Genomic DNA, 21,800 nt, shown 5'->3' on the forward strand with positions numbered 1-21,800 from the left:
ACAAGGATGGACCCAGCCATGGCCACGATCGTCGAGCAACCGAGGCTCGATATTCCTGCCCCGGATTTTTCCCTGCCGGCGACCGACGGGCGCATCTACACACGCGCCCAGATCATGCGCGACAAGGGAGCCGTGATCGTCTTCATCTCCAACCACTGCCCCTATGTGAAGGCCATCACCAACCGGCTGATCGCCGCCGCACAGATCCTGAAGGCCGACGGGGTAGGCTTCGCCGCGATCTGCTCGAATGATTCCGGGAGCCACCCGGAAGATTCGTTCGAGAACATGGCCGTTTTCGCCAAGGCCAGGAGCTTCACCTTCCCCTATCTGCACGACGAAAGCCAGGAGACCGCCCGCGCCTACGAGGCCGTTTGCACCCCGGACTTCTTCGGGCTCAACAGCGAGGGCATCATCAAGTATCGCGGCCGTCTCGACGAGGGCCGCAAGGAGCCCCTGCCCCAGGGCGCCCGGGCCGAGCTGATCGAGGCTATGCGGCTGATCGCGCGCACCGGCGAAGGCCCTGGCGAGCAAATCCCCTCCATGGGCTGCTCGATCAAATGGAAGTGCGACGAGCAGGACGAAGCCTGAGAGAAAGGCTCAGAGGGTTTCCAGAAAGGCCGCCGCCGACTTCGCAATCTCATCGCGCTCGCCGGGATCGAATCGCTCGAGCGTTTTGAGCGGCATCGCCATCCGCGTGTTGGATGCCAACCGATCCCGATTCACTTCGATAAAATTCCAGTACAGCGCATTGAACGGACAGGCCTTTTCGCCCGTGCGCGCCTTCACGTCATAGGCGCAGGAACCGCAATAGTCCGACATGCGGTGGATATAGGCACCCGAGGCCGCATAGGGTTTGGACGCGAAGACACCGCCATCGGCATAGAGCGCCATGCCCGAAACGTTTGGCAGTTCCACCCACTCATAGGCATCGTGGTAGACGAGCAGGAACCACTCCTGCACTTGGCGCGGATCAATGCCCGCCAGCAGGCAGAAATTCCCGATCACCATAAGCCTCTGGATGTGATGGGCATAGGCATGGGCGCGGGTGTCTCCGATGGACTGGGCCAGGCAATTCATCTCCGTCTCGGCCGTCCAGAAGAAATCGGGCAGCGCGCGCCGCGCCTCGAGCGCGTTGCGCGTCGCATAACCCGGCATCTCGCGCCAGTAGACGCCGCGGATGAATTCACGCCAGCCGATGATCTGGCGCACGAAGCCCTCCACCGCGTTGAGCGGAGCCGCTCCATCCTCATAAGCCGCTATCGCGCGGTCGCAGACCTCACGCGGATCCAGAAGACCGATATTGATCAGGGCCGAAAGGTGGGCGTGGAACAGCAGGGGATCGCCCTCCCGCATGGCATCCTGATAAGTGCCGAAATCCTCGAGCGCATGCGCGACAAACCAGTGGAGTGCATGAAGCGCGGCGCGGCGGGTCACCGGGTAGTCGAAGGGCTCGAGATCTCCGAAATTGTCGGCAAACCGCGCGCCGACCATTTCGATCACCTCGCGGGTGATCTCATCGGGCCGGCTGGTCGGCCGCTCGGGCGGGACCACCGATTTGGGGATCGGCTTGCGGTTCGCGGCATCATAGTTCCACGAGCCGCCGACGGGCTTGTCGCCGTCCATGAGATAGCCCGTGCGACGCCGCATCTCGCGATAGAAGAACTCCATGCGCAAGTTCTTGCGACCGTCTCCCGCCCAGTCGGCAAAGTCCTGCCGGCTGGCGATGAACCGGTCGTCCTCCCGGATCACGACCGAAATCTCCATGTCCTCGCGCCAATCCTCGAACTTCTGGAGGACGCGGTACTCCCCCGGCTCGGTTAGAACGACGCGCTCGGGCCGATGCTCGCGCACCACCTTCGAGATCACCTCGTCGAGCGATCCCGGGGTGTCAGGGTCGTCGAGCCTAAGATAGCGCACCCGATAGCCCGCGGCCTCCAGATCGCGGGCAAAATGGCGCATTGCCGAGAAAACGAACACCAGCTTCTTTTTGTGATGGCGCACATAACTGGCCTCCTCCATCACCTCCGCCATGACGAGGAGATCGTTTTCCTGGTCGCAATCGCGCAGGCTGGCCAGCCCGCGCGAGAGCTGATCGCCCAGGATCAGGCGAACCGCCTTGGTAGAAACGGGCAAATCCGGCCCCTGACGTTCTGTTCAAGCATATCGCTTTGAACGAGAGCACCGTCCGCCCGGTTCACCTGAGAGTGGAGGAGTCATCCTGCGAAAAAGGCGTGCATCATCGGGAGTTGCGGCATGACCATGCCGCGGCCCTCGATCGCCGTGTGGCCGCGCGTGCGCGCCGTGGCAACCAGTGCGGTCGGCTCGGGCCGATTGACCACGTCGGCGACGAATGCCGCCGCCGGCAGATCATCGAGCGCGAACGGGAGATCGGTCTCCCCGTCAAGCCCCAGGCTGGTGGCGTTGATCGCTACGCCGATGTCGCGTCCCGGGGCCAGGTCGGTTGCGCTCAAGGCGCAATCGGGGAAATGGGCCGCCAGACGGGCACACAGCTTTTCTGCGCGAGCACGATTGCGGTTGGCCATCGCGATCCGGGCGACACCGGCCTCGGCAAGCGCAAAGGCTATGCCGGCCGCTACGCCCCCTGCCCCGGCCATGAACACATTGGCACCCTTGGGCGAAAACCCCGCCTGCACCAGACCCGCGACGAACCCAGGGCCATCGAGTTGCCCGCCCACCAGCCGGCCATCCTCGGTGCGGCGCACGATATTGACCGCCCCGGTAACGCGTGCGGCCTCAGTGAGGTCATCGAGCAGAGGCGCGATGGACTGCTTGTGCGGCATGGTGACCAGGAAACCCCGCAGGTTGGCGAGGGACCTAAGCCCATAAAGCGCCGTCTCGAGGCTCGCCGGAGCGATCTCAAGCGGTACCATCGTTCCGCCCAGGCCGCGCTCGGCCAGCGAAGCCTGAAACAGGCCCGGTGACCGCAGACCAGCGACGGGCTGTCCGATGAGGCCGTAGAGATCAGCGCTGTCATTGCGGTCACTCATGGCAGAACCGCACTGCCAAAGCCCACTGCGGTCGGCTTGCGGTCCTGATTTATGAGCCAGTATTCAACCTCGACACGTCCGTCGGCCTGCCGGCCTGTGACTTCGCCCTCGACCGTGATGACATCGTGCGCATAAACAGGGTGGAGATACGTCGTATAGTGGCGCCCTGAAGCCAGGAACGCAGGCCCGAACAGTCGCGTGAGGTATTCCGAAGCCCAGCACGATTCCATCATGCCCTGCGCCAGGCAATCGCGCAGACCTGCATCTTGTGCAATCCTGCGAACGGTGTGGATGCCCTGCTTGTGAATTTCCGCACCCGAGAACACTGACATCTGTGCCTGCCGCACATGCTTTTCGAGCGGCGCGAGCGCCGTTCCCACCGGGGTGTCGGCATCGATCCGGTCGGCCCTCTGCCCCTCGAGCGGGCGCGGGGTGATCCGGCGGTCGGGCTCGCCCGAGCCGGTGCCCACCGAAATGCCGGTGGGAATGCGCATGATCTCGGTACTGCGCTGTCGGACCACCAGACGGCCCTGCAGATCCCGGGCCTCCGCCTCGAGCACCACATAGCCCTTGCCGCGCTTTTCGTATTTGTCGATGTAGCGGCCTGAAAGAGTCAGCCTCGTTCCCGGCGCGACGGGCGCGAAATATTCGGCCTCTTCCTTCTGGTGCAGCCCGACCACCCCATCGGGATCATAAACGCTCAGGAACACCAGCATCAGCTCGGACACGATGGCGGCCCCGGGGACGAACGCCCCGGGCACGATCAACCCGTCGGAAAGCTCCATGCCGGTGTAGTCGTCGGTCGCATACGCGTAGCTCTTGAGAAAGAAGGGATCGGTTTCGAGCACGATCGGGCCGAAACGCTCCCCGACATAAACGTTCTCGAATACCGGCTCTTTGTAGTCCACGTCACACCTCGAACGCAAAGAAGGGGCGGGCCGCCCCGCACGTCGGCGGGACGGACCATTACCAGGCGATCACTCGACCGAGCGGACCTTTTCGAGAAGCTCCACGGCCCCCTCGCTGATATTGGCCGCAAACTCGTCGTGGAACGCGCCGAACCGCTCGGCCAGTTCTTCGGTGCCCTCGGTCTCGATGATCTCGACCCCTTCGGCCTCGATGCTGGCCAGCGCCTCTGCGTTGAGCTCTTCGACAAGCCCGGCCTGATAGAGCATCGCGTCACGCCCTGCGTCGCGCAGGATCTGCTGGTGTTCCTCGGACAGCGCGTCGAAGCGTGCCCCGTTCACAACGATCTGGCGAAAGTGCCAGATATGATTGGTCAGGCTCACCCCGCCGGTCGGCTCGAACCATTTGGTGGTCCAGATGCTCAGTGGCTCGCCCTCGGCTGCATCGGCTACACCGGTCTCAAGGCTGGTGTAGACTTCCGGAAACGCGATCGGGGTGGGTGTTGCCCCCATGAACTGCGCCATGCCGACATAGAGCGGAGATTCAGGCACGCGCAGGCGCAGCCCGTCGAGATCGTCCACATGGTTGATCGGGCGGGCACTGGCCATTGCCCTGGGGCCCAGGAACCAGAAGCCAAGATTGCGCAGGCCCTGCTCCTGGAAAATCTCTTCCACGTCAGTGGTGATTTCCTCGGCGACGCGCACGAGGTGGTCGAGATCCTCATAGAGATAGGGCATCTCGAGGACCTGAAGGTCCGGGAAAAACAGTCCGATGCCCGAAAGACCCGACGGCGCGATGTCAATGGTGCCCGAAACGACGCTTTCGGCCAGTTCGCGCTCGCTGCCCAGGGTCGCGTCGAAATACATCTCGATCTTGAGCTCGCCGTTCGAACGCTCCTCGACCAGCTCTGCGAAATGGACCGCCCCGAGGCTGTTGGAATGGTCGCGGGCATAAATGTCGCCCAGCGTCAGGACTTCCTGGGCCTGGGCCGCGACGGCGAGAACCGAAAGACTGGCGCCGGCCAGTACAGTGAGAAAGGATTTCGATAGGGTCATGTTGTCCTCCAGTGATGTTTTTGGTGCGATGAGGCGGATGGATTTCAGGGCCGGTCTCCGTCGGCGAGCCATTGAACGTCTTCCGGCGCAAGGGAGACCTCGAGCGCTGCCAGGGACATCCTCAGTTCCGCAATCGTAAGCGGCCCGATGATGGGAAAGACGGGAAAGTCCAAGTGCAGGAGATAGGCCAGAGCGATGGTCGGCATGGTCGTGCCATAGCGGTCGGCAAGGATGCGCGCGCGTTCGCGGCGCCCCAGATTCCGCTCGCTGAGCCAGGACCGGATCGTTGCCGGGTCGTCGGGGTTCATCGCGTCGGTGAAAAAGCCCCGCGCCTGGCTCGACCAGGCAAACAGCGGCATGTTCCGCCCGCGCAGCCACGCAATGCTATCCGCGTCCGAGGAGGAAATGCAGTCCGGCCAGACCGGTTCGAGCATTTCTGCAAGGCTGAACTGGTTCGATACCGCAGAAAAGCCCTGCCTGCCGGCCCGTTGAGCATAGGCATTGGCCTCGCCCAGGCGCTCGAGGGTCCAGTTCGAGCCGCCGAAAGCCCGGATAGTGCCCTTGCGGGCGAAATCATCGAGAACGTCCACGAACTCGCCGACCGGGATGTCGAGATTGTCCCGGTGCATGAAATAGATATCGATATAATCGGTCTGAAGACGCTCGAGACTTTCGGCCAACTCGCGTCCGATGGTCTCGGGATAGCAGTTTGGCGAGTGCGCGCCCTTGCCGATGATGACCGCGTCTTCACGGACATCGCGGCTTTTCACCCAATGGCCCAAAAGCGTGTCGGACAGCCCCTTCTTGTAGATATGAGCCGTATCAAAGACGTTGCCGCCAGCCTCAAAGAACGCATCATAGAGCGCCTGGGCGTCGGGATAGGTCTCGAACCCCATGCAGCCTATGGCCAGCCGGGACAGCGATTTGCCGATCGGCAGCGGCGAAACATGTCCCATGGCCGACTGGCCGGGGCGCGCCAGTTCAATGCCCGCATATGTCCGCGGCGAACGCCCGGGCGCTTCCGAGACATAGGTAACCCCGCCGGCCCTCCGCCAGGCATCAAGCGCGCGCATGTTGCCCAAGGTATCGGCCGGGCTCGGCGCAAGCCCTTGGGCGCGTCCGGCCGCAACCGAGGCGGCGAATGCATCGGCCTCGAGGCTGTAAAGCCAGTCCGAGCAGTCGATCACGATGTCTTCGACGTCGCCGTCCTGGTGAATACGGATCACGCTCGATCCGCCCTGCCGGCCCGAGCAGAACCAGGGTGAGGGCACCTCGATCCAGCCCTTTTCCCCGAAGATGCGGACAGTGTTGTCCTGAACGGTAGTGAGGCTGCAAGCGATGCGCGAAACCATGCCATCTGCAAAGGTCAGGATCGCCGTGGCATTCTCATCGGCGCCGGTCTCAACGCGGCTTGCCTGCCCCTGAACCGAGACCGGATCGGCAAAGGACTTGCCCGACGCGGCACCGGCGACAAGGCGGCTCATGGACACGCAATAGCAGCCCACGTCCAGGATGGCTCCGCCCCCGAGCGCGTTGGAGAAGTGGCGCGCCTCGGGATCATAGGCCTTGTTGTAGCCGTATGACGCACTCATCAGGCGCACCCGCCCGATGCGGCCGGACGCCAGAATCTCGTGCAGCCTGCTGGTCTGGGGATGCGTGCGATACATGAAGGCCTCGACGATGAGGACCCCGTTCTGCTCGCCGGCATCGAAAATGGCCGTCGCCTCGGCGGCATTCATGCCGATGGGCTTTTCACACAGCACATGCTTGCCCGCCCGCGCGGCCTTGATCGCCCACTCGGCGTGATTGGGGTGCGGCGTGGCGATGTAGACGGCTTCGACATCGGTCCTGGCCAGCGCCGTCTCGTAACCGGCAACGATCTCGGCTCCGCCGAATTCAGGAGCAGCCGTGAACGCGGCGCTCCGGCTGGCGACGCAGATCAGGCGACCGCGCGATGATCGCTCCAGCGCCTGGGCAAACTGGCGGGCGATCGCGCCGGTGCCGAGAATGGCCCAGCGCAGTGAAGAAGTGTTTGAGGCTGCAGGTGCCATGTCGAAATCCGGTCACAAAAAAACAGGAACGGTGGGGCGGTCGCGCCCCACCGCATGAGTATGCCAGTCGATCAGTCGACCGCACGCACCAGTTCGAGCAGCTCAACGGCTTCGGGACCGATGTCTTCGGCGAACTCGGTCTGGAAGTCTGCTACAGCTTCTGCGAAGTCCTCGAGACCCTCGGTCTCGACGATCTCGGCACCTTCGGCCCGCATCTGCTCGATCGCCTCTTCGTTGAACTCGACGAACAGCCCAGCCTGATGGGCCTGAGCTTCCTGGGCGGCCTCACGGATCGCCTGCTGATGGTCTTCGGACAATTCGTTGAACCGCGCCCCGTTCATGGCGATGAACCGGAAATGCCAGATGTGCTGGGTCAGGCTCACATACTCGGCCGGCTCGTACCATTTCTGGGTAAAGAGCGTTGCGGGCTCACCTTCCGCCCCGTCGGCAACACCGGTCTCGAGGCTGGTGTAGGCCTCGTTGAACGCCACGGGCGTGGGCGTTGCACCAAGTGCTCGGGTCATGCCCACATAGAGCGGCAGCTCGGGGACACGCAGGCGGAATCCCTCCATATCCTCGATGTTCCGGATGGGACGCGTGCCGGCGATCGAGCGCGGGCCAAGGAACAGAAAGCCAAGGTTCTCGGCGTTCTGGGACCGGAAAATCTCCTCGATTTCCGGCGCGATGGCATCGGCAACCCGCTGCATGTGCTCGAGATCACGGTACAGATAGGGAAGTTCCAGGATCTGAAGCTCGGGGAAGAACCGCGAGATCAGGCCGCTCGGTGCGATGTCGACGCTTCCGGCCATGAGAGATTCCGCGATCTCGCGCTCGCTGCCGATCGTGGAGTTGGGGAAGACGTTGACCTGAACCTCGCCATTGGTTTTTTCATCGACGAGATCGGCGAAATAATGCGCGGCGATCGTGTTGCTGTGGTCCTCGTTGTAGATGTCCGCGAGGGTCAACTGGATCTGGGCCATCGCTGCCCCTCCAGACGCCAACACGGTGCAACCGGCGACAGCCAGCGACAGAAATCGTTTCTTGAAAGTCATGCTACTTCTCCTCCTCGTAGCGTTTCGGGGCGTCTCTTGCGATCTGATCAGTAAAGAGACGGCAGGAAAGTGACCAACTCGGGAACGAAGGCAATCAGGATGTTCACGAGCAGGATCGGTATAAGGAATATCCACACCTGGACCAGAATGTCTGACAGCTTGAGCCGTGCCAGCGCATTGCTGATGAACAGGAGCGTGCCCACGGGCGGGTTGACCGCGCCCGTCATGATCGCCAGCACCATCACCACGCCGAAATGCACCGGGTCGAACCCGAGCTGCTGCCCGATTGCAGCAAGCGTTGGAACGAACAGAACGGCGGTGGACACCTCGTCCATGACGCTGCCAATGAAGGCCAGGGTGAAGATCAGGATGACGATGATGATCATCGGCTCCGTGGTAATGGCAAACAAGCCGTCCATCACATGTTGCTCGAACCGGCCGAGCGCGAGAATCGTACCCAGGACGGCGGCAAATCCCACGACCAGCATGATATTGGCCGAGGTGATCGCCGCGGCCATGGTGAGCTCGCGCAGTGCCTTGAACGAGAGCGTCCGGGCGATGACGAAGCCGTAGAACAGTGCATAAACCACGGCGATGATGCCGGCTTCGGTCGGCGTCGTTATGCCCCCCAAGATGCCGCCCACCACGAGAATGGGCATGAGAGCGGCCCAGCTCGCATCCCGCAGACTGATGCCGACCTGGCGGAACGAGAATTTCGTGGTCTCGACCTTGAAGGACTCCCGGCGTACGAGGAAGCTGACCAGAACCGCAAGCGCAAGCCCGATCAGAATCCCCGGAATGATACCGCCAAGGAACAGCCGCCCGATCGAGACGCCTGCCATCGATCCATAAATGATCATGAACATCGAGGGCGGAATCATCGGACCCATCATCGAGCCGAATGCGTTGGTCAACGAGGCCAGCCGAGGGTTGTAGCCCTGCCGGATCATCGAAGGGATCAGGATCGAGCCGATGGCCGCCGCGCTGCCGGCCGCCGTGCCCGAAAGGCAGGCCATCAGGCCGTTGGCCAGCACCGTGACGTACGCGAGTCCGCCCCTGATGTGGCCGACCAAAGCCATGGCGAGATCGACGATCTTGAGCGTCAGCCCGGAGCGCGACATCACCTCGCCTGCCAGAATGAAGAACGGGATCGCCATGAGCGTGAAGGAATCCATGCCCCCGAACGTCCGCGTGATCAGCAGGCGCTCCTGGACAATCGGCTCGGTAAAAACCACGAGCAGCGAGGCAAGGCCCGTCGCAAATGCAACGGGCAGGCCGAGCAGGAGAAAGACGATGAAGCTTCCAAAAAGGGTCAGAATCATGAGTAATCCTCGGCCCTATAGCGGCCTGTGACGAGCAGGAAGAGCTGGTAAAGGACGACGGCGGCGATCAAAGCCGCACCCACAGGAATGGCGAGATAAATCCAGAACAGTGGAAACTGCAGAGCCGATGAAAGCTGCCGGCCATTCACCTGCGCCATGGCCCAGCCGTAGTGAATATAGGGCCCCACCAGCACGAGAATGGCCAGGCAATGAAATATCCGCAGGACCGTGCGGGCCCGCTCGGGCAGTGCCATGATGAACAGGTCCACCGCGAACATCGACCCCCGCCAGACCAGAACCGGGGCGCAGAGCCAGAACAGCCAGATAAAGCCGTACCGGATTACCTCCTCGGTCCAGAACAGGGCATATCGGCCGCCCATGAAGAAGCGCATCACCACTCCGGCAAAGCCGATGGCGACGATCGCGAGCATCAGGGGAACGACGATGACCTCGACCACGCGCTCGAGCGGGCTCGGCTTGTGGGCATGGCTCTCGTCGTCCTGATTTTCGATCGGATCGCTCATGATCCCAATACTCCTCCGTCGACCGGCACGGTTACCCCCGTCACATAGTCCGAGAGCGGCGAGGCAAGGAAAAGCACGGTTCCGGCAAGCTCTTCGGGGGCGCCGGCGCGCGCCATCGGAATGCGACGGGTGATTTTGTCGACCCAGGCCGCGTCACCGAACAACGGTTCGGTCAACTCGGTTCTGAACCAGCCGGGCGCAATGGCATTCACCCGAATTCCATCGGGAGCCCACTCGGCAGCCAGCCCGCGCGTGACCTGAACGACCGCCCCCTTGCTCGCGCCATAAGCCACGATGTTGGGCATGCCCATGGTGCTGGCGAGCGACGCGATGTTGATGATCTTGCCATAGCCAGAATCCCGCATCAGCCGACCGGCAGCCTGACAGCAGGCGAACAGGCCCTTGACGTTGATCTCCTGCACGGTGTCCCAGTCGCTCATGGGGTAGGTGTAGGACGACCCCCGGATGTTGAGCCCGGCGGCGTTGACCAGAATGTCGATCGTGCCGCGATCACCGGCCACGCTCTTGAAAAGCGCATCGAGCGAGGCGACGTCCGTCACATCGCCCACGCACGGACGCGCACCGATATCGCGCGCAGACTTTTCCACGACGTCCGCCCTGCGGCCCATGATGTGCACGTCGGCACCTGCCGCCGCAAGGATAGCGGCTGCCGCCTTGCCCAACCCGGTCCCGCCGCCGGTTACCAGCGCCGTCTTGCCCGAAAGATCGATTGAAACGCTCATCCGCTCTTACCTTGTTCCGTTCTGGAGTGTCACCGAGGCACCGTCGCTGGTGAGCACCGCGTGGGCGAGGTCCAGCGCGGCCACGCCATCGGCGATATCGGGCGAAATCGGTTCACCTGAACTCAATGCCCGTGCGAAATTCCGCATCTCGCCAGCATAGCCCATATGAACAACCGACGCGTTCTCCTGGGAAATATTGGTCATGTTCGGCTCCCAGACCTGACGCTCGGTGTCCGGGTCGAACGGCCGCCCTTCGGCCATGGGGGCCGCTTCGCGGGAATAGGTGACCCGCGTCACGTTCTCGACCGTCACCGACTGGCCCCGATCCCCCATGATCTGGACGCGCTCATTGGGGACACCACGCGATTCGAGATTGGAAATCTCGAGAACGCCCGTAGCCCCGTTATCAAAGCCGAGGAGCACGGCGAATCCCATGCGCCCCCCATCCCGAACGAGCGGAAGAGCGGTCACCGACCGGACCGGACCTCCGAAAAAAGCGATCAGATCGAGAAAATGCACCGAATGATCCATGACGAAAGAGAACGCGTCGAGCTCCTTGGCCCAGACCGGCTTCCAGACACCGGTGCTGATGCGAGCACTCACATGCGCCACACGCCCGAATTCCGGGCGTTCCGTGATCTCACGCGCCATGCGATAGCCTGTCGCGAAACGTTTCATGAAACCGACGGCGAGCTGCTTTCCAGCTGCCTTTGCCGCCTGTTGCATGGCACGCGCATCAGCGGCAGCCAGCGCAGGGGGTTTCTCCACGAAAACGTCGAGGCCGGCCTCGAGCAGGCCGGGCACAAGACGCGGATAGACCGTCGGGCCGATGGCCACGACCGCCGCGTCGATATCTTCAAACTTAACCAGTTCTTCGGCTGTACTGAACCTGTGCGGTGCCCCGGTGGCGTGTTGGGTCGAAACGGCCCGGGCCTCATCGAGGTCGCAAACGGCGACCACATCGAGCGGCGCCATGCGCATCGCTGGCACCAGCGCCGCATTTGCAAACGCGCCACATCCGATCAGCGCGACGCGCGGTCTAGAGTTTGTATCAGGCAAATTCAGCCTCCCAGCAGCGCCTCTTCGGGCGTCAAGAAACGTTTTCTAAAAAACGGTTCTGCATCCTTAAACACCGATATCGCCGGCCCGTCAACACTTGCACCAAAAACGTATCTGGGCACATAATGCAGCATCATTCAGGGACGGGGCAGCGTGACGAACGACAGGCGAATAACGATACGGGACGTCGCGGAGGCCAGTGGGCACGCGGTCTCGACTGTATCAAACGCATTGGCCGACAAGCGCCACGTCAACGAGGAAACGCGCAAGCATATCCAGGAGATCGCCAAGACGCTGGGCTATCGTCCCTCGACCATTGCGCGCGCCCTGCGCATGCAGACGAGTTCCACGATCGGGGTGCTGGTCGCCGATGTCGCCAACCCCGCCTCCCCCGAGTTCATCCGTGGCATCGACGATGTCGCACAGCGGGAAGGGTGCAACATCCTGTTGTGCAACACCGACGGGGACGAGCGTAGGCAGATCGGCCAGATGCAGGCTCTGCTCGATCGCAGGGTGGATGGCATGATCCTGCTTTCCCAGCACACCGAGAGCCCAGAAATCCGCAAGCTGCTTGATGCCACCGGCAGTTTCGTGCTCGTCCAGCGCCGCAGTCACCGGTTCCGCGACGACTATGTCGGGTCCGACAACATGCAAGGCACGCGGGATTCGATGAACTATCTCGACAGTCTCGGGCACCGGCGCATCGGCTTCGTCACCGGCCCGCAGCAATCTTCGACCGCCATGGAGCGGCTCGAGGCCTATGAGCAGCTCGTCAGCGAGCTTGGGCTTGATGCCGACCCCGAACTGGTGTTCCAGGGAGATTACACGATCGATTCCGGCATCCGTGCCATGCACTATTTCGCCGGCCTGTCCGACCGTCCCACGGCGATCATCGCCAGCAACGACGTCAACGCCATCGGGCTTCAGGACGCGGCAGTGGAGTTGGGCTTGCGCATCCCCGAGGATTTCTCGCTGCTGGGCTGCGACGATATCGAAATCGCCAGCCTGCGCCGGATCGATCTCACCACCCTGCGCCTTCCCAAGCGGGAGATGGGTGCCGGCGCGGCCGAGTTGCTGATCCGCCGGATCCGCACCAAGAAGACAGGCACGCCCCGCGAGGTGATCTTTCCCACGCACCTCACGATACGCGGATCGTGCGCTGCACCGCGACGCTGAACTGCCCGCGGCCCGGGCCCATCCATTTGAACCTAGGCACAACGCAAAGCGGCGCCACTCGTGGTGACGCCGCCGAACTTGCGGAATCCGGGTTGCTTGCGACAAATCAAGGTCTTAGAGGTCCTGATTCAATCAGAACAGGATATGCTCTAAATCCCGCCGATGCAGACATACTTGGTCTCGAGATAGTCATCGAGGCCGTATTTCGAGCCTTCCCGGCCCACACCCGACTGTTTGAAGCCGCCGAACGGGGCCACCTCGGTGGTCACCACGCCCTCGTTGACCCCGACGATGCCGTAGCGCAATTCCTCCGAGACGCGGAAAGCCCGGCCCAGATCGCGGGTGTAGAAATAGCAGGCCAGCCCGTATTCGGTGTCGTTGGCAAGCGCGATCGCTTCTTCCTCGGTCTCGAACCGGAAGACCGGCGCGACCGGACCGAAGATTTCCTCGCGGGCAAACCGCATGTCCGACGACGCGTTGACGATGACGGTCGGCTCGTAAAAGAACCCGTCGCGCTGCACCCGCTTGCCGCCCTGAACGATTTTGCCGCCCTTGGAGACTGCGTCCTCGACGAACGAGCCCACGCCCTCGATCGCCTTTTCGTCGATCAGCGGCCCCTGCTCCACCCCGTCCTCGAACCCCGAGCCGAGCTTGAGCCCTGCCGCGGCGATGGCCAGTTTTTCAACGAAGGCGTCATGAATACCGGCTTGGACATAGATGCGGTTGGAACAGACGCAGGTCTGGCCAGAATTGCGGAATTTGGAGGCAATGGCTCCGGCCACCGCGCGATCGATGTCGGCGTCGTCGAACACGAGGAACGGCGCATTGCCGCCCAGCTCCATGGAGACCTTCTTGACCGTCGTGGCCGCCTGGGCAAGCAGGATGCGGCCCACCTCGGTTGAACCGGTGAATGTGATCTTGGCGACGTCGGGATGGCTCGTAAGCTCGCCACCGATCTTGGACGCCGAACCGGTGAGGATATTCACGGTGCCGGCGGGGAAACCAGCTTCTGCGCACAGAAGGCCCCAGGCCAGCCCCGAAAACGGCGTTTGCGTCGCCGGCTTGCACACGATCGTGCAGCCCGTGGCCAGCGCCGGCCCGATCTTACGCGCCAGCATCGAGGACGGGAAGTTCCAGGGCGTGATCGCACCCACGACACCGACCGCCTCCTTGGTGACCATCAGGCGCCGGTCGGCCCAGGGCGAGGGAATGGTGTCCCCGTAGACCCTGCGCGCCTCCTCGGCGAACCAGAGGATGTACTTGGCGCTCATGGCCACTTCGCCGCGCGACTCGGTCAGCGACTTGCCCTGCTCCTTGGTGAGCAATTGAGCCAGCGGCTCCTTGTTGTCCTCGATCAAAGAGGCGAGCTTGCGCAGCATGGCCGCGCGCTCCTCGGCCGTCGTCTTGCGGTAGGTCTCGAATGCACGCGCCGCGGCCTCGATGGCCGCCCGCGTTTCGTCGGCGCCCGCCTCGGGAACCTGCCCGATAACCTCGCCGGAGGCGGGATCAAACACATCGATCATCCTGCCGCTGTCGGCCTTGCGCCAGGTACCGTCGATAAAGATTTCTTCGCGCTTGAACTGTGCCCACGACGTGCTCATGGTCTCTCCTGCCTGCACTTTTTGAGGGGATGGCGACGGCTTAACGGGCCATTGCTTCCACAAGTTCCTTGAAGGCGAGCATGCCCGGATCGTCCATCCCGACCGTGGCGTCCCCGAACATCCGGGCTCTGCCCCGCTTGTTGGTTCTGTCTCGATACTGATCGAGCGCATCGCGCGCGGCGCCGATAACCACCGGACCCACATCTCCTCCCCCATGGGAGCGCAAGGCTACGATTACTGCTTCGATGGAATCAAGCACTGTCTTGTCGCCCAGTTCGGCCTTGCCCCGTGCCATCATGGCATCGCGAGCACCCGCCAGCAGGCCATCGAGCGAGGAAGGGTCGACCTCGGCTTGCCCCTTGAGCTCGCGGGACATGGTCAGGAGCGCAGTCGCCAGAAGCGTGCCCAGGCTTGAGCCCGTCGCCGCCGCCGCCGCCCGTGCCAACTGGCTGAGCGCAGAGCCCGCGTCCTCGACCCCTGAAAGATCGAGCGCCGCCATCCGGTCGAGAACCCGCTTGAGCATGCCGCCGGTATCACCGTCTCCGAGCTTGGCATCGGCCGCGTTAAGTTCCTGCTCGAGCCTGCCCATTTCCGTGTGCGCCCGGCCTACGGCCCCCGCGATATCGCTTACCGTCCAGCCCATCAGCCGACCGTCCAGAAGGGGGTTTGCGCCGGAGCGGCCAGAAGCGAAGAGAGTTCATCGTCCACAAAGCACAGGCTGATCGATGCGCCTGCCATTTCCATTGAGGTCGCGAAATGCCCGATCAGCGGCCGCTCGACTTCAAATCCCTCACCGGCCAGCCGGGACTTGGCGCGGCGGAACATGATCAGCAGTTCTTCGAGCGGAGTTGCCCCGAGGCTGTTGACCAGGATCGAAACCCTTTTACCCGCATCCTTCGGCGCGTCGTCCAACAGGCGCCCGATCATCTCGTCGACGATCTCGTCGGCCGGCCTGAGCTGGTCGCGCCAGATGCCCGGCTCACCATGGATGCCCATGCCCATCTCGATCTCGTTCTCGCCCAGTGTGAACGAGGGGCGATCCGAGCCGGGGACCTGGCAGGGCGACAGCGCAACACCTATCGTTCGGGTCCGCGAGACTGCCAACTCGGCAATCCGGGTAACCTCGTCGAGCGAAGCGCCATCTTCTGCCTTGGCGCCTGCTGCCTTGTAGGCATAGACGATCCCGGCCACGCCCCGGCGCTTCTCGCGCTCGTCGGGCCCCGCGCTGGCGACATCGTCATTGCCGAGCACGGTGCGCGTCTCGATGCCGTCATCGGCGGCAAATTCCGAGGCCATGTCGAAATTCATCCGGTCGCCACCGTAGTTTCCGTACAAAAGCAGCACGCCCGCGCCACCATTGGCCGCAGCGATGGCATCGCTGCACGAGCCGACCGTGGGACCCTCAAAGACGTTGCCGATCGAACAGGAATCGAGCAGCCCTTGCCCCACATATCCGGTGAACAGTGGCAAATGCCCCGACCCGCCGCCGGACACCACACCCACCTTGCCCGACCGGAGTTCGGCGGCCCGGCGCACGACGCGCTTATCCTCACCTGCCAGCGTGAGTTCGGGATAGGCGCCGACCAGCCCATCGAGCATTTCATCGACGAAATCGGCGGCGGTGTTCATGATCTTTTTCATTGCGGTCTCCCTGCCATCTTCGGTTGCACGCGCCCTCAGTAGGTAAGGGCCGAATTGTCGTTGAAGGCGCTGATGGGCGGGTAGGCGCGCTCGTCGGTGATGACATCGAGCACCGTAGTGCCCTTGCGTTCGAAGGCGGCATTGAGCGCCGGCAGGAACGCGTCCGCGCTCTCGATCCGTTCGCCATGACACCCCGCGCCGCGCGCGATCATCGCGTGATCGACGGCAGTGAAGTCGCAGGCGTCCGAGAAATCCCCAAAGATCACCTTCTCGGCGTGCTTCTCATAGCCGAGGATGGAATTGTTGAGCACGCACACCACGACATCGAGCCCCATGCGGCGAGCGGTCTCGAGTTCGGACCAGACATGGGCGAACCCACCATCGCCGACCAGCGCGAACACCCTGGCGTCCGGATTGGCGCATTTGGCGCCCAGCGCATAGGGCAGGCCCCAGCCGAGCCCTGCCAGACCGCGCGGAGTGATGAAACGCTGCCCTGCCTTGCGGGCGGTAAGGAAATTGGCCACCCAGATCGAGGAATAGCTGGCGTCGGCAACCACGATGGTCTCGGGCGTCAAAATGGAATCGAGATCGCGCATCATGCGCTCGGGCCGCATGGGCGCAGCGTCCGAGTTCTCCTGGGCAGCGGCGTCTTTCCGCCCCTTGGAAAGCCCCTCCGCAATCGTTTTCTCAACTCCGGCACGTGCCGAGGAACGGTCGGCGAGATCGCGCTTGGTCAGCGCCTCGGTCAGAGCCGACAGGCCGAGCCTGGCGTCGCCCACGAGACGCAGAGCCTCGTAATTGCGTCCGATTTCCTGGCCGTCGACATCGAGATGGATGAACTTGGCGTCCTTGGGATAGAGCGACCAGCTATCGGTGCCGTTCTGGTTGGTGCGGTTGCCCACCAGCAGAACGACGTCGGCATCGGTCACCAGTTCGCGCACGTGCCGCGTACGGCTGCGGTCCGCCATGAAATAGCCGACCACACCAACCGAAAGCGGATGGGTCTCATCGACCGCGCCCTTGCCCATCACCGTGGTGGCGACCGGCAAATGCGCCGTGTCCTGAAGCCGGGCCAGTTCGGCGCTGGCGCCGGAAATATGCACCCCGCCCCCCGCGATCACGATCGGCCGTTTCGCATTGGCCAGAAGCTCCGCTGCCTCGGCGACCTTCTCGGGATCAGGCGCGCTGCGATCGAGCGGAAAGGAACCCAGGCTGGCCATCCGCGGGCTGTCGCTTGGCTTGGGGACATCGTTGAACATGTCGATGGGCGCGATCAGCACTGCGGGTCCGGGGCGTCCCGAGGCAGCGGCGGCAAAGGCCATGTCCACGTAATCATCGATACGGTCCGCGTCGGCGACCCGCCGGATCCATTTGGCGCAGCCCTTAAAAAGGTCCAGATGATCGAGTTCCTGGAACGCGTTCTTGTCCGCGAACGGGCGCGCGACGTCCTGGACAATGGCCACGATCGGTACCGACGCCTTATAGGCCTCGGCAAGGCCGGGCACCAGAAGGGTGGCAGCCGGACCGTTCTGCGCGGTGACGACGGCGACCTTGTTGGTCATGCGCGCATAGGCGTCGGCCATCACCGCACCCGCATTCTCGGTGCGATAACCGATCTGACGGATGCCGTGGTGCGGAGCAGCCAGGAACAGGGCCGCGGGAATGGCCTGGCCGAAAATCACCTCGACGCCGTGCCGCTTGAGAGCGGCAGCGAAGGTGTGTGCGGCGTTGATATTGGTCGATGACGTCATGGAGAATGTCTGCCTTTTCGCAAAAATCGATTTCTGACGTAATCACACCACCGCGCTTGCGCGCAGCTCTGCGATCTCGTCGTCCGAGCGGCCCAGCCACTCGGAGAGAACCTCTTGGGTGTGGGCACCAAGCTGCGGGGGCGGCATCCGAACACTGCCCGGCGCATCCGAGAGCCCGACGGTGATCCCGTGCATGGTAACCGTGCCGGCCTTGGGGTGCTCGATGTCCACCAGATGGCCCGCCTCGCGCATGAAGGGATCGTCGGCCACCTCGGCAACCGTGCGCACCCGGGCGCTGGGCAACTCAGCCGTATTCAGTGCTGCCAGGGCCTCGTCGGCCGTCAGCCCGGCCATCCATTCGGCAGCGATGGCCTCGATCGCGTCGACGTTCTTCATGCGGGCGTCGAGCGAAGAGAAGCGATTGTCCTCGAGCAGTTCGGGCTTCCCGATCATACGGGCGAAGCGCGGAAAATGCGCGTCATTGCCAGCGACCACGTGAACCCAGACGCCGTCGCGCGCCTGGAAGGTGTTGGCGGGCGCGGCGTAGCGATCGCGATTGCCCGACCGGGTCATGGTCCGGCCCAGACGCAGATATTCGGGGATCGCCGTCATGAGCAGCGATGTGGCGCCCCCGATCAGGCTCACATCCACCATCTGCCCCTTGCCGGTCTGGTGCCGGTGTTCGAGCGCCGAGAGAATGCCGATGGTCGCGTGCAGCGCGGTGACGTAATCCACGATGAAGGTGCCGGCCATGCTGGGCCCTTCATCGGGATGGCCCGTCAGGTCCATGAGCCCCATCATCGCCTGGGCAATGCCGTCAAAGCAGGGCTCGCCGGACTTGGAATTGTTCTGCCCGAACCCGGAAAGGCGGGCCATGATCAGCCGCGGATTGATCTCGCGCAGCGTCTCCCAGCCGCACCCCATCTTCTCCATGGTGCCGGGGCGGAAGTTCTCGATCACGATATCCGCCTCCCTGACCAGATCGCGCAGCAGGTCCTGGGACCGGGGATTGCGGAAATCGAGCGTCATGGACCGCTTGTTGCGGTTGAACATCATGAAATAGATGCTCTCCTGCTCCAGATAGGGTCCGAGCAGGCGGGTGTCGTCGCCGCCCTTCGGGCGTTCGATCTTGACCACGTCTGCACCGAGATCGGCGAGCACCATGGCGCAGTGCGGACCGGCAATGAAGCGCGACAGATCCAGGACCTTGAGCCCTGAAAGCGACGCGGCGGCGGGATGGGATGTGAGGGAATCGAGCATGAACTATACGCGCAACAGGATGTGATTGGGATCGATGTCATGGCGGATCAGGCGCAGCTCCTCGGCGTCCGGCGCCGGGGTCTCGCCGAGATCCTCGGAAACCTCGGGGACGAAACCCATGAGGTCCAGGACCTCTTCGCGGGTGACGCCCGGGTGCAGCGAGACAAGCCGCATTGCCTTGGAACCGGGCGCGAAATCGAACACGGCCTTGTTGGTGACGACCAGCCGCGGCCCACCCTCGGACAATCCGGTCTCCGTGCGGGAACTGCCGCCCTTGTAGTGTCCGACGCTGGTGATGAAATCGACCTCCTCGACGAACGTCCGCTTGTCGAGATCGACCACGATATAGGGCCGGCGCACGAAAGCCGCATGTTCGGGCTGGGCGAGGCAACCCACCAGCCGGACCTTGGGCTGGCGGTAGTCGCCGATGGCGGTGATGTTCATGTTGCCGAAGCGATCGATCTGCGCGGCGGAATTGAAGCACACGTCGAAGGCCCGCCGCATGAGCATGTCGCACTTGGTGCCCGTATCGGGCGGGCAGGCCGCGGCCTGCCAGTGCGTCAGGCTGTCCTGGGTCAGCTTTTCGGGGATCTCCGACAGGTCTGGCTCGAGCAGATTGCCCCAGTAGACGCACGCCCCGGGCGCATGGCGCATCTGGGCGAGCCGCACGGCCGCAAGCGGAATGCCAACCGCCAGCGTAAACGCCCTGCCATTGGTGCCGACCCCGACAAACGCCAGATCGTCGTCCTCGATCTGGCGGGCCAGATAGGCGGTGATAAGTTCGTTTGTTGTAAAGGTGGCGGACTGATCGTTCATTGTGCACCTCCGGAAACGTCGAGCGAGGCCAGGTGCGCAGCGCCGATCTTGTCCAGATAGGCCTCATGATCTGCAACCGAGCGGGCGAACTCATCGAGATAGGCAGCAGCCCCCTCGGCGGTGGCGCAACGGGCGACATAGTCCCGCATATGCGCATCGTCCTCGTCATAGATGGTGTCGCAGGCCACGGGATGGGCCCCGTGCGGCACCTCGACGATCGCCTCGACCCACTGGCCGGGAATATAGGTCAGGCTCGGCTGGCGCTTGACCTCCTCGTGAGACACGATCTTCTCGACGGTGACGATCAGCCGCTTTGCGGCTGCGGCCATTGGCTGGTCCATGTCGTCAGTGTCGCGCACCACGGGCCACTGCACGTTACCGTACTTGTCGCCCTTATAGCCGTGGATGATGGTGAATTCGGTCTCGGCTGCGGCAACCGCCTGCACCGGCTCGCCGGTGAACGGGCACGCGAACGTCTTGATCTGTTCTGGGTTTCTGGCCGCGATGTCGGACCCGAACAGCGTCCTGATGGGCAGAAAGCGCAGCCCTTGGGCGGCCGCCCTGAGCCGGGCGACCATCGCGGTCTCGGAAAAATCGCGCACCTCGATCCGGCCCGACTGCACGCCGCGCCGGAAATTGGGGGCAAGGCCGTAATTGAACAGGCCGACATAGATGCCCTCGTAGCGCCGGATCGCCTCGGCGGCAGCCAGCATGTCGATGGCGGTTGTCCCTGCCCAACTCAGCACCGTCAGGTCCTTAACCCCGCGGGCGATAAGGTGGCGGACAGCCGCGTTGGGCTGGCGGCGCAGGAGGCTGCCGCCGAACATCACCGAAGCCCCCGACGCAATCGGAGCCAGAGCCGTATCGAGGCTCGTCAGCTTCTCTTTCACGAATCTCTCCCGAACGAACGCCGGCAGGCACCGACGCGAAACGTTTCTTATGGTTGACCAGCAAGAAGCCGTTGGCGCCTCCTGCATCCCTTCGTTCTAAGCAGAAAACGTTTCTTGTCAAGCCTTGGCATGTGGCTTTCCAGCCCGAAGCAATCGAGCCGGATCAGTCCTTGCGGATGTCGGAATGGTCCATGGTGGCGGGCTTGCCGCGGAAGGTGACCCAGAAGAAATTGAGCGTGTAGGTCGCGGCGGTCTTGAACACGCCTTCCTTGGCGAGCCGGCGGCCCGAGGTCTTCATCTTCAGCCCGAAGGTCCACTTGACCTTGCCCACCTTCGAGAGGCGCACGGCAACGTCGGTGTCCTCGCCATAAAAGGTGATCGACCGGTCGTAGCCGCCAGCCTCGACCCAGGCCGACCGGCGGAAGATGAAATTGCCCCCCTGCACCACTGACCCGACGCGCAGGATGAACCTGTTAAGGATGTAGATGGCGTAGGTCAGGCCATAAAAGCCCGAGACCAGGAACCGATTCCACAAGCCCAGGTCGTAATAGACATAGGGTCCGCTCAGGGCGACCAACTCCTCGTCGCGCCCGAATTCGGCGAACACCTTGCTCAGCCAGCCGGCGGGCACGATGGTGTCGGCATCGATATTGGCGACCAGTTCCGCCTGGGTAGCGGCAAAGCCGGCATCGCGCGCGTGCACGAGGCCCTTCTGGGGCTCGTCGACAACCTGAACGCCGGCAAACGACCCGGCGATCTCTCCGGTCCGGTCCGTCGAGGCGTTGTTGACGACGATGACTTCGCAGTCCGCTTTCCGCCCGCTCCGCTCGATTTCATCGAGCACCGACTGCAGACACTCACCGATCAGGGCCTGTTCGTTATAGGCTGGAATGACGAACGCTAACTTCACTGCCGGTCTCGCGCTTGATTGGGGGGGGTAGCTGG

At 63.2% G+C, this 21,800-nt stretch carries 20 protein-coding genes; 2 read left to right on the forward strand and 18 right to left on the reverse strand.

The features are described 5' to 3' along the window. Positions 1-18: 18 nt before the first annotated feature. A complete protein-coding gene (locus EO136_RS02995; RefSeq protein ID WP_127142983.1) occupies positions 19-588 on the forward strand; it encodes a thioredoxin family protein in 570 nt (189 codons plus the stop codon). A 9-nt stretch (positions 589-597) separates the two neighbouring features. Here EO136_RS02995 and EO136_RS03000 read toward each other — a convergent pair whose 3' ends face one another. From EO136_RS03000 to EO136_RS03045, 10 genes are all read right to left on the reverse strand, one after another. Beyond that, a complete protein-coding gene (locus EO136_RS03000; RefSeq protein WP_127142984.1) occupies positions 598-2,133 on the reverse strand; it encodes a cryptochrome/photolyase family protein in 1,536 nt (511 codons plus the stop codon). Between the two features lie 80 nt (positions 2,134-2,213). Next, a complete protein-coding gene (locus tag EO136_RS03005) occupies positions 2,214-3,008 on the reverse strand; it encodes a shikimate dehydrogenase family protein (RefSeq protein ID WP_127142985.1) in 795 nt (264 codons plus the stop codon). After that, the gene (locus tag EO136_RS03010; RefSeq protein WP_127142986.1) at positions 3,005-3,916 is read right to left on the reverse strand and encodes a MaoC/PaaZ C-terminal domain-containing protein; all 912 of its coding nucleotides are present in this window, start codon (positions 3,914-3,916) and stop codon (positions 3,005-3,007) included. The genes EO136_RS03005 and EO136_RS03010 overlap by 4 nt, the downstream gene beginning before the upstream one ends. 69 nt (positions 3,917-3,985) lie before the next feature. Further along, the gene (locus EO136_RS03015; protein ID WP_164730416.1) at positions 3,986-4,969 is read right to left on the reverse strand and encodes a TRAP transporter substrate-binding protein; all 984 of its coding nucleotides are present in this window, start codon (positions 4,967-4,969) and stop codon (positions 3,986-3,988) included. Between the two features lie 44 nt (positions 4,970-5,013). After that, positions 5,014-7,020, reverse strand: coding sequence for an aldo/keto reductase (locus EO136_RS03020; protein ID WP_127142988.1), 2,007 nt, complete (start codon positions 7,018-7,020; stop codon positions 5,014-5,016). A 71-nt stretch (positions 7,021-7,091) separates the two neighbouring features. After that, positions 7,092-8,072, reverse strand: coding sequence for a TRAP transporter substrate-binding protein (locus EO136_RS03025; protein WP_127142989.1), 981 nt, complete (start codon positions 8,070-8,072; stop codon positions 7,092-7,094). A 47-nt stretch (positions 8,073-8,119) separates the two neighbouring features. After that, positions 8,120-9,394 carry a TRAP transporter large permease gene (locus EO136_RS03030; protein ID WP_127142990.1) on the reverse strand — a complete coding sequence of 425 codons (1,275 nt, stop codon included), beginning with the start codon at positions 9,392-9,394 and terminating at the stop codon, positions 8,120-8,122. Continuing rightward, positions 9,391-9,918: a TRAP transporter small permease gene (locus EO136_RS03035; protein ID WP_127142991.1), complete on the reverse strand. Its 528-nt coding sequence runs from the start codon at positions 9,916-9,918 to the stop codon at positions 9,391-9,393. The genes EO136_RS03030 and EO136_RS03035 overlap by 4 nt, the downstream gene beginning before the upstream one ends. Further along, entirely contained in the window at positions 9,915-10,661 is a 747-nt protein-coding gene (locus EO136_RS03040) for an SDR family NAD(P)-dependent oxidoreductase (protein WP_127142992.1), read from the reverse strand. The genes EO136_RS03035 and EO136_RS03040 overlap by 4 nt, the downstream gene beginning before the upstream one ends. 6 nt (positions 10,662-10,667) lie before the next feature. Next, positions 10,668-11,720, reverse strand: a complete 1,053-nt coding sequence (locus tag EO136_RS03045) for a Gfo/Idh/MocA family protein (RefSeq protein ID WP_164730417.1) — start codon at positions 11,718-11,720, stop codon at positions 10,668-10,670. A gap of 153 nt (positions 11,721-11,873) precedes the next feature. Between EO136_RS03045 and EO136_RS03050 the strand changes: the two genes are divergently transcribed. Further along, positions 11,874-12,896: a LacI family DNA-binding transcriptional regulator gene (locus EO136_RS03050; protein WP_127142994.1), complete on the forward strand. Its 1,023-nt coding sequence runs from the start codon at positions 11,874-11,876 to the stop codon at positions 12,894-12,896. Positions 12,897-13,045: 149 nt separating this feature from the next. Here the strand turns inward: EO136_RS03050 and EO136_RS03055 are convergent, their stop codons facing one another. From EO136_RS03055 to EO136_RS03090, 8 genes are all read right to left on the reverse strand, one after another. After that, complete coding sequence (locus tag EO136_RS03055) at positions 13,046-14,497, reverse strand: NAD-dependent succinate-semialdehyde dehydrogenase (protein WP_127142995.1); 1,452 nt, start codon at positions 14,495-14,497, stop codon at positions 13,046-13,048. Between the two features lie 40 nt (positions 14,498-14,537). After that, the gene (locus tag EO136_RS03060) at positions 14,538-15,140 is read right to left on the reverse strand and encodes a DAK2 domain-containing protein (RefSeq protein ID WP_127142996.1); all 603 of its coding nucleotides are present in this window, start codon (positions 15,138-15,140) and stop codon (positions 14,538-14,540) included. Continuing rightward, on the reverse strand, positions 15,140-16,138 hold the full coding sequence (locus EO136_RS03065) for a dihydroxyacetone kinase subunit DhaK (protein WP_127142997.1): 999 nt from the start codon (positions 16,136-16,138) through the stop codon (positions 15,140-15,142). The genes EO136_RS03060 and EO136_RS03065 overlap by 1 nt, the downstream gene beginning before the upstream one ends. A gap of 35 nt (positions 16,139-16,173) precedes the next feature. Then, on the reverse strand, positions 16,174-17,889 hold the full coding sequence (locus EO136_RS03070; RefSeq protein WP_127142998.1) for an acetolactate synthase catalytic subunit: 1,716 nt from the start codon (positions 17,887-17,889) through the stop codon (positions 16,174-16,176). Positions 17,890-17,931: 42 nt separating this feature from the next. Then, positions 17,932-19,149 carry a CaiB/BaiF CoA transferase family protein gene (locus EO136_RS03075; RefSeq protein ID WP_127142999.1) on the reverse strand — a complete coding sequence of 406 codons (1,218 nt, stop codon included), beginning with the start codon at positions 19,147-19,149 and terminating at the stop codon, positions 17,932-17,934. Positions 19,150-19,152: 3 nt separating this feature from the next. Then, positions 19,153-19,965 (reverse strand): CoA-transferase subunit beta, encoded by an 813-nt coding sequence (locus tag EO136_RS03080; protein ID WP_127143000.1) that lies wholly within the window; start codon positions 19,963-19,965, stop codon positions 19,153-19,155. Continuing rightward, on the reverse strand, positions 19,962-20,855 hold the full coding sequence (locus EO136_RS03085) for a CoA transferase subunit A (RefSeq protein ID WP_164730418.1): 894 nt from the start codon (positions 20,853-20,855) through the stop codon (positions 19,962-19,964). The genes EO136_RS03080 and EO136_RS03085 overlap by 4 nt, the downstream gene beginning before the upstream one ends. A gap of 163 nt (positions 20,856-21,018) precedes the next feature. Continuing rightward, positions 21,019-21,765: a glycosyltransferase family 2 protein gene (locus tag EO136_RS03090; protein ID WP_127143002.1), complete on the reverse strand. Its 747-nt coding sequence runs from the start codon at positions 21,763-21,765 to the stop codon at positions 21,019-21,021. Between the last annotated feature and the right edge of the window lie 35 nt (positions 21,766-21,800).

It is taken from the genome of Pelagibacterium montanilacus (genome assembly GCF_003992665.1).
In the GTDB taxonomy this organism is placed as follows: Bacteria; Pseudomonadota; Alphaproteobacteria; order Rhizobiales; family Devosiaceae; genus Pelagibacterium; species Pelagibacterium montanilacus.